This is a genomic window from Actinoallomurus acaciae (genome assembly GCF_042429965.1).
GTDB lineage: Bacteria > Actinomycetota > Actinomycetes > Streptosporangiales > Streptosporangiaceae > Actinoallomurus > Actinoallomurus acaciae.
On sequence record NZ_JBHLZP010000375.1, the window covers coordinates 1 to 8,046 of the forward strand.

Annotated in this window: 8 protein-coding genes; 4 read left to right on the forward strand and 4 right to left on the reverse strand. The window is 71.9% G+C overall.

Annotated features, from left to right (window positions below; all coding sequences use genetic code 11):
• The 4 genes from ACFFNX_RS34975 to ACFFNX_RS34990 all read right to left on the reverse strand — a co-directional run.
• The coding region (locus ACFFNX_RS34975; RefSeq protein WP_378210210.1) for a site-specific integrase at positions 1-284 on the reverse strand (284 nt) is incomplete at its 3' end.
• A 43-nt stretch (positions 285-327) separates the two neighbouring features.
• Positions 328-996 (reverse strand): NUDIX domain-containing protein, encoded by a 669-nt coding sequence (locus ACFFNX_RS34980; RefSeq protein ID WP_378210203.1) that lies wholly within the window; start codon positions 994-996, stop codon positions 328-330.
• Positions 993-2,648 (reverse strand): CTP synthase, encoded by a 1,656-nt coding sequence (gene pyrG / locus ACFFNX_RS34985; RefSeq protein ID WP_378210205.1) that lies wholly within the window; start codon positions 2,646-2,648, stop codon positions 993-995. The genes ACFFNX_RS34980 and pyrG overlap by 4 nt, the downstream gene beginning before the upstream one ends.
• Positions 2,649-2,764: 116 nt before the next feature.
• A complete protein-coding gene (locus tag ACFFNX_RS34990; protein WP_378210206.1) occupies positions 2,765-4,510 on the reverse strand; it encodes a coiled-coil domain-containing protein in 1,746 nt (581 codons plus the stop codon).
• A 185-nt stretch (positions 4,511-4,695) separates the two neighbouring features.
• Here ACFFNX_RS34990 and pip point away from each other — a divergent pair, with 185 nt between their 5' ends.
• From pip to ACFFNX_RS35010, 4 genes are all read left to right on the forward strand, one after another.
• Positions 4,696-5,655 carry a prolyl aminopeptidase gene (gene pip, locus ACFFNX_RS34995; RefSeq protein ID WP_378210207.1) on the forward strand — a complete coding sequence of 320 codons (960 nt, stop codon included), beginning with the start codon at positions 4,696-4,698 and terminating at the stop codon, positions 5,653-5,655.
• Positions 5,656-5,798: 143 nt separating this feature from the next.
• The gene (locus tag ACFFNX_RS35000) at positions 5,799-6,956 is read left to right on the forward strand and encodes a thiolase C-terminal domain-containing protein (RefSeq protein ID WP_378210211.1); all 1,158 of its coding nucleotides are present in this window, start codon (positions 5,799-5,801) and stop codon (positions 6,954-6,956) included.
• Positions 6,957-7,144: 188 nt separating this feature from the next.
• Positions 7,145-7,528: a Zn-ribbon domain-containing OB-fold protein gene (locus tag ACFFNX_RS35005; RefSeq protein WP_378210208.1), complete on the forward strand. Its 384-nt coding sequence runs from the start codon at positions 7,145-7,147 to the stop codon at positions 7,526-7,528.
• Positions 7,525-8,046 (forward strand): nitronate monooxygenase (locus ACFFNX_RS35010; RefSeq protein ID WP_378210209.1); only part of this gene is annotated, 522 nt, incomplete at its 3' end. The genes ACFFNX_RS35005 and ACFFNX_RS35010, both read left to right, overlap by 4 nt.

The window sequence follows — 8,046 nt, forward strand, 5'->3', positions numbered from 1 at the left end:
CGGACGGCGACGACCGCGCGGGCGGCGGACCCGGCGGCGAGCGGCGGGTGCCGGTCGTCGCCCTCGCGCAGCCGGTCCAGGAAGGACACGACGTCGTCCTCCCCGACCTGCCCGATCGCCGTACGACCGCGAGCGACGAGCGTGTCGACGTAGCGCCGGAGATCATGCCGATAGGAGCTGAGGGTGTTCGCCGCCAGGCCGCGGTCGACCGCGAGGTGGTCGAGATACGCACGGACCTCGGCCCGCAGCGCTCGTCCGAGCTCTTCTCCGGCGGCTGATATCAGCGCGGCACCTCATCCAGGCGGGTCGAGGGGGCTCGACGTGTCGTCATCCTTCCGGGGCGTCGGGCGCGCGAAGGTCACGGTAACCCGTCTCCCGTGCGGCATAGACCGACAAGATACCCATCACGGCGAGAGGGTTGTGTATGTGCCCGCGCCGCACCGCGGCGACCGCCTCGTCGAGCGGCACCCACGCGACCGGCATCTCGGCCTCCTCGTGGATCCGCTCGAAGTCGGCCTCCTCCTCGGGGATCTCGCTGAGCCCGCGGGCGAGGAAGACGCGCACGCGCTCGTTGGTCATGCCCGGCGAGGTGAAGACGTCGACGAGCGTGTGCCACTCGCGGGCTCGGTAGCCGGCCTCCTCGGCGAGTTCGCGGGCCGCCGTACGCCACGGTGGCTCGCCGTCGACGTCGCGCAGCCCCGCCGGCGGTTCCCAGAGCATGCGGCCGACCGGGTGGCGGTACTGGCGGATGAGCAGGACGCGATCCTGCTCATCCAGGCCGATCACGCCGACCGAGCCCGGGTGGGTGACGATGTCGCGCTCGACGACCTCGGTCGTGTCGCCGTTCGGCATCCGCACCCGGTCGGTGCGGACCTGGACGATGCGGCCCTCGAAGTGCTCCGCGCGGCCCACGACCGGCCACGACTCGGGTGTGTCGATGAGTTCCCCGGCGGCGGAGGGACCGGACTCGCCGCGTTCGCCGATCAGCCCGCTCATTCGGCGTGCTCCAGGGCGGCGGCGACGAGGCCGGCGAACAGCGGGTGCGGCCGGGTCGGCCGGGAGCGGAACTCCGGGTGCGCCTGCGTGCCGACGTAGAACGGGTGCGTCTCGCGAGGCAGCTCGGCGTACTCGACGAGGCGCCCGTCGGGCGAGAGGCCGGAGAAGACGACGCCCGCGGCCGTCAGCTCGTCGCGGTAGGCGTTGTTGACCTCGTAGCGGTGCCGGTGACGCTCCTCGACCTTCTCGGCGTCGCCGTACACCGCGCGGACCACGGAGTCCTCGGCGAGGTTGGCCGGGTACAGGCCCAGGCGCATCGTGCCGCCCATGTCGCGCTCGCCCGCGACGACGTCGACCTGGTCGGCCATGGTCGCGATGACCGGGTCGCCGGCCTTCTCGTCGAACTCGGCGCTGTTGGCCTCGGTGAGCCCGGCGAGGGATCGGGCGGCCTCGATGACCATGCACTGCAGGCCCAGGCAGATGCCGAGCGTGGGGATGCGGTTCTCGCGGGCGTAGCGGGCGGCGCCCACCTTGCCCTCGATGCCGCGCACGCCGAAGCCGCCGGGGATCAGGACGCCGTCGACGCCCTGCAGCTCGCGGGCGGCCGACTCGGGTGTCGCGCACCGGTCGCTCTTGACCCAGCGGATGTTGACCCGGGTGTCGTGGGCGAACCCGCCGTGGCGCAGCGCCTCGGTGACCGACAGGTACGCGTCGGGCAGGTCGATGTACTTGCCGACCAGCGCGATCGTGACCTCACGGGAGGGCTGGTGGACCCGGCCCAGCAGGTCGTCCCACTCGCGCCAGTCGACGTCGCGGAACGGCAGCCCGAGACGGCGCACGACGTAGGCGTCCAGGCCCTCAGCGTGCAGCACCTTGGGGATGTCGTAGATGCTGGGGGCGTCGATCGCGGACACCACGGCCTCGGCGTCCACGTCGCACATCAGGCTGATCTTGTTCTTCAGCCCCTGGGTGATCGGCCGATCGGAGCGGCAGACGATGGCATCGGGCTGGATGCCGATGCTGCGCAGTGCCGCGACGGAGTGCTGTGTCGGCTTGGTCTTCAGCTCACCGGACGGCCCGATGTAGGGCAGCAGCGACACGTGCAGGAAGAAGCAGTTGTCGCGGCCGATCTCGTGCCGGATCTGGCGTACGGCCTCCAGGAACGGCAACGACTCGATGTCGCCGACCGTACCGCCGACCTCGGTGATGACGACGTCGACGTCGGGACCGGCCATACCGCGGATCCGGTCCTTGATCTCGTTGGTGATGTGCGGGATGACCTGCACGGTGTCACCGAGGTACTCCCCGCGCCGCTCCTTGGCGATCACGTTGGAGTACACCTGGCCCGTGGTGACGTTCGCCGAGCCGTGCAGCTCGGTGTCGAGGAACCGCTCGTAGTGACCCACGTCGAGGTCGGTCTCCGCGCCGTCGTCGGTGACGAACACCTCCCCGTGCTGGAAGGGGTTCATCGTGCCGGGGTCGACGTTGAGGTACGGGTCGAGCTTCTGCATCGTGACCCGCAGGCCGCGCAGTTTGAGAAGCCGGCCGAGGCTGGATGCCGTGAGCCCCTTGCCGAGGCTGGAGGCGACACCGCCGGTGACGAAAAGATGCTTGGTGGTCTTTCCAGACCCACCAATGACTGCCGAAGCCAAGAGGGACGCTCCCGTGGTCGTTGTCGCGGCGACATCCACCCGATCAGTGGACGGCCAATCTCCACGGGCCACCAGGATAACAGGCGATGTACCTGATCAGCCGCGAGCCGATCAGATCAGCTGTAGCCGCCCGCGTAACTTCCGCTGTGGGCGCTTCCGGTGGGGGCGCCCGGCGACATGGTGCGCAGCTGACCGGTCAGATCGTCGATCAGCTTCCTCGCCTGGTCCGCGGACGTACGCGCCTGGTCACGCTCGGCCGACAGCGCCGACAGGGCGTCACGCTGCTGGGTGACGGCCTCGGCGAGCTGGTCGACCCACTGCTCGCGCTCCTTGAGCTTCTCGCTCACCGAGTCGCGTTCGGAGTTGGCCTGGCGGGCCTGGGCGACCGCCTGGTCGCGCTCGCGGATGAGGTCCTCCACCCGGCGCTGGGTCTGGGCCAGCTCCGACGCGGCACGGGCCTGCGCGAGCTCGGCGCTGTCGCGGTCGTTCTCGGCCTGCTTGACGCTGTCGAGCGTGCGGCGGCGCTCGGCGTCGAGGTCCTGGACGCGGCGCCGGAGGGACTCGGAGTCCTTGGAGACGGCCTCCAGGTCGACGACCTTGCTCCGCAGGGTGTTCAGCTCGGCCTGCGCGGTCTCCAGCGCCTGCGCCAGGTCGGCGGCGTGCTTGGAGATCCGGTCGCGCTCGCCCTCGATGGCCTTGCGCCCGGTCTGCGCCTCGCCGGCGGAGCGGTGCGCCTCGTCGCGGTCCTCGCGCATCTGGTCGCGCTCGGCCATCGCCTGGCGGGCGGCGACCTCGAACTGCTCGGCCTGCCCGCTAGCCTGGTCGCGCTCGGTGAAGGCCTGCCGCATGGCGGCCTCGGACTGCTCGGCCTGGGTGCGCAGGCGCTCGGCCTCCTGCCAGGCGCCGGCGGCCTCGCGCTGGGCCGACTCGCGCTCGGACATCATCTGCCGCACGGCGGCGTCGGACTGCTCCGCACGCTGCTCGGCCGCGCGCAGCTGGGCGAGCGCCTGGTCGGTCTCCTGCCGGGCCCCGACCGCGTCGCGCTGGGCGTTGTCACGCTCGCTGACGGCCTGCCGCATGGCGGCCTCGGACTGCTCGGCCTGCGCGCGGGCCCGCAGGCCCTCCTGCCAGGCGGTGTTGGCCTCCTGCTTGGCCGACTCGCGCTCGGAGATCGCCTGGCGTATGGCGGCCTCGGACTGCTCGACGCGCTGGTTCATCTCCTCCAGCTGCGCGCGTACGCGGTCGAGCTCCTGCTGCATCGCCGCGGCGTCCTGCTTGGCCGACTCGCGCTCGGCCATGAGCTGGCGCCCGGTGGCCTCGGCCTGCTCCTTCTGCTGCCGTACGGACTGCGCCTCCTGGCGCATCGTGGCGGCGTCGCGCTGGGCGGCCTCGCGCTCGGTCATGAGCTGCCGTACGGCCGCCTCGGCCTGCTCGGCGCGCTGGTCGAGCTGTTCGCTCTGGGCGCGGAGCCGCTCGAGCTCCTGCAGCGCCGCGGCGGCGTCCTGCTTGGCGCTCTCGCGCTCGGCGAGCATCTGGCGGGCGGTGGCCTGCGCCTGCTGCACCTGAGTGCGGAGGCGCTCGACCTCCTGCCACGCCGAGGTCGCCTCCTGCTTGGTCTTCTCGTGCTCCCCCTGGACGGCCGCGATCTGGACCGCGGCCTCCTGTTTGGCCTCGGCGACCTTCTGCTCGCCCTGGGCCAGCGCGCCGGCGAGCATGTCCGCCATCTGCCGCAGCCGGTCGACGACCTCGCCCGGCTGTTCCACGTCGCCGCCCCGGGCCGGCCGGTTGCCGTTGCCCGGCAACCACGACGACCCGCCGCCCTCCGCGGAGTAAGAACCGCCCGAACCATTGAGATCGCTCACATAGGGAACTCTAAGGGCGTCTCGCAAGGCTGTCTGCCATGTCCGGGAACGTGTGGCGCATCACTCGAAAATCAATCCCCCCATGACCTTCCGCACGAAGGCGCCGTGACCTGGGAGAAGGGACGCACGGGCGCGCCGGGGTCACTGAGCGAAGCCATTGTTCCCGCGGTGAGAGAATGCCGGCCATGAAGACCTTGTATCCGCCGATCGAGCCGTTCGACTCCGGATTCCTCGAGCCCGGAGACGGGGATCGGATCTACTGGGAGGCCTGTGGGAACCCCGCCGGCAAACCGGTCGTGATGCTCCACGGCGGCCCGGGTGACGGGTGCGGCCCCGGGCACCGCCGGCTGTTCGACCCCGAGGCGTACCGCATCATCCTGTTCGACCAGCGCAACTGCGGGCGCAGCCTGCCGAGCGCGAGCGACCCGTCGGTCTCGCTGGAGCGCAACACCACGTGGCACCTCGTCGCCGACCTCGAGCTGTTGCGCGAGCACCTGGGCATCGACCGGTGGATGGTCTTCGGCGGCTCGTGGGGCAGCGCGCTCGCCCTCGCGTACGCCGAGACGCATCCGGAGCGGGTCACCGAGATGGTGCTGCGCGGGATCTTCACGCTGCGGCCGTTCGAGCTGTACTGGTACTACCAGGAGGGCGCCTCGCTGCTGTTCCCCGACCTGTGGGAGAGGTTCGTCGAGCCGATACCGGAGGACGAGCGCGACGACCTGATCGCGGCGTTCCACACGCGGCTGAACGATCAGGACCCCGCGGTACGCCTGCCGGCCGCACGGGCCTGGAGCGTCTGGGAGGGGTCGACGATCACGCTGCTGCCGGACGAGAGGCTGATCGAGGAGCACGGGGCCGACGACTACGCCGTGGCGTTCTCCCGGATCGAGAACCACTACTTCGTCAACGGCGGGTTCTTCGAGGACGACCAGCTCCTGCGCGACGTGAAGAAGATCCGGCACATCCCGTGCGTGATCGTGCAGGGCCGTTACGACGTCGCGACGCCGGCGGCGACCGCGTGGGACCTGCACCACGCCTGGCCCGAGGCGGAGTTCCACCTCGTCGCCGACGCCGGCCACGCGTACAGCGAGCCGGGCATCCTGCACCGCCTGATCGAGGCCACCGACCGGTTCGCCCGCTCCTGAGCCCGTCCCCGGCGGATCCGCCTGGCCGAGCCCGAATCTGATTCGGTACCGTGTGAGGGCGGACGAAACGCTGAGAGACCGTCCCGGGCTCCCGCCCGCCGCGAGGGCTCCGGGCCGTCTCCGGGGAGGGGGCTCGCGTGGCGATGACCGGGACGGCGATCGCCGGGCTCGGGATGACCGAGCTCGGCAAGGTGTACGGCCGCAGCCCGCGCCGGCTGGCCGCCGACGCCGTACGCGCCGCCGCCGATGACGCCGGCCTCGCCCTGTCCGACCTCGACGGACTGATCGTCAGCAACGGCATGTCCGGCTCCCCCGGCATCGAGCTGGCCGGCGTCCTCGGCCTGCGGGACCTGCGGCTGCTCACCCAGATGAACTCCTACGGCGCGACGGCGATCGGCATGGTCTCCCACGCCGCCGCGATGATCGGCAGCGGCGCCGCGTCGGCGGTGGCCTGCGTCTTCGCCGACGCTCCGCTGCGCCCCGAGCGCTCCTCCGGCTCCGCCTACCACCGCGAGGCGACGGAGTGGCACGGCGTCGGCGGGCTCCAGGCGGCGCTGGGCTTCCGCAGCGTCAACGCCTTCTACGCCCTGGCGGCGCGGCGGCACATGGAGCGTTACGGCACCACGAGCGAGCAGCTCGGCGCGATCGCCGTGGCCACCCGCGCCTGGGCCGGCGGCAACCCGCTCGCCCAGATGCGCGAGCCCATCTCGCTGCGCGACCACCAGGAGTCCCGCTGGGCCGTCGAACCGCTGCACCTGCTCGACTGCTGCCTCGTCTCCAACGGCGGCGTCGCCGTGATCGTCACGAGCGCCGAGCGCGCCCGCGACCTGGCCCGGCCGCCCGTGCACGTGTGGGGGTGGGGGCAGGGCCACCCCGGGGAGCGCGGCGGCGACTTCGGGCTGACCACCGGGGCCGCGCTGTCCGGACCGGCCGCGATGAAGATGGCGGGGATCACTCCGGCCGACGTCGACAGCTGCCAGATCTATGACTGCTACACCTTCACCGTCCTGGTGACGCTGGAGGACTACGGCTTCTGCGCCAAGGGCGAGGGCGGGCCGTTCGCCGCGAGCGGCGCTCTCGGCCCGGGCGGCACGCTGCCGGTCAACACCGGCGGCGGGCAGCTGTCGGGCTACTACATGTGGGGCATGACCCCGCTGTCCGAGGCCGTGATCCAGGCGCGCGGCCACGGCGGTGAACGACAGGCGCCACGACGCGACGTGATCCTCGTCAGCGGCAACGGCGGCATCCTCGACCACCACGCGACGCTGGTCGTGAGCCCGCACGCGAAGGAGGCCCCATGACCTCGCGCAGCGAGAGAGTCAAAGGCACACCCCCTCCAACGCAGGAGGACCCATGACCTCACGCAATGAGGGGATCAAAGGCACGGCCCGGTGGTCACGCCCTCCGACGCAGGAGGACTCATGACCTCACGCAGCGGGGGAATCAAAGACACGCCCCGGTGGTCACACCCTCCGACGCGGGAGGATTCATGACCGCGATCGGCCCGGTCCGGCGCGACGGCCGCGGTGACCCGTTCTTCGACGGCGCCGCTTCCGACCGGCTGGTGGTGCGCCGCTGCGCCTCCTGCGAGCGGTGGTTCGCCCCGGACGCCACCGGCTGCCCCGGATGCGGCACCGACGACCTGACCTGGGCCGAGGCGAGCGGCGAGGCGGTCCTGGTCTCCTGGGCGGTCGCCCACTTCCGTACGGGCGAGACGGCGCCGCTGGCCCTGGTCGAGCTGGCCGAGGGCCCATGGATGTACACGCGTCTGGAGGCGGTGGCGGCCCCGCGCGAGGGACTGCCCCTGCGAGCGAGGTTCGTCCATCCCGACGAGGGCGAGAGCTACCCGGTGTTCGAGGAGCGCGGCCGATGAGAACAGACGTGTGCGAGACGTTCGGGATCGAGTTCCCGCTGTTCGCCTTCAGCCACTGCCGTGACGTGGTCGCGGCGGTCACCAACGCGGGCGGCTTCGGCGTGCTCGGCGCGGTCGCCTTCTCCCCCGACCGTCTCGAGGAGGAACTGCGCTGGATCGATGCCCACGTGGGCGGCCGCCCGTACGGCGTCGACGTCCTCGTGCCCGGCAAGATCGCCAAAGCGGCGGCGGAGTCCGGTGACCTGCTGGCGGCGATCCCGGCGGAGCACTGGGAGTTCCTCGCCGGGCTGTTCGAGCGGTACGGCGTGCCGGTCCCCGACCTGACCGCCGGCCGGCGGGACGCCCGGCGCGGCGGCCGTCAGGTGACCGAGCAGGGCGCCACCGAGCTGATCGACGTCGCCCTGAACCACCCGATCCGCCTCATCGCCAGCGCCCTCGGCCCTCCCCCGCCGGTCATGGTCGAACGCGCGCGGGCCGCGGGCGTGCCGGTCGCCGCGATCGTCGGCACCGTCGAGCAC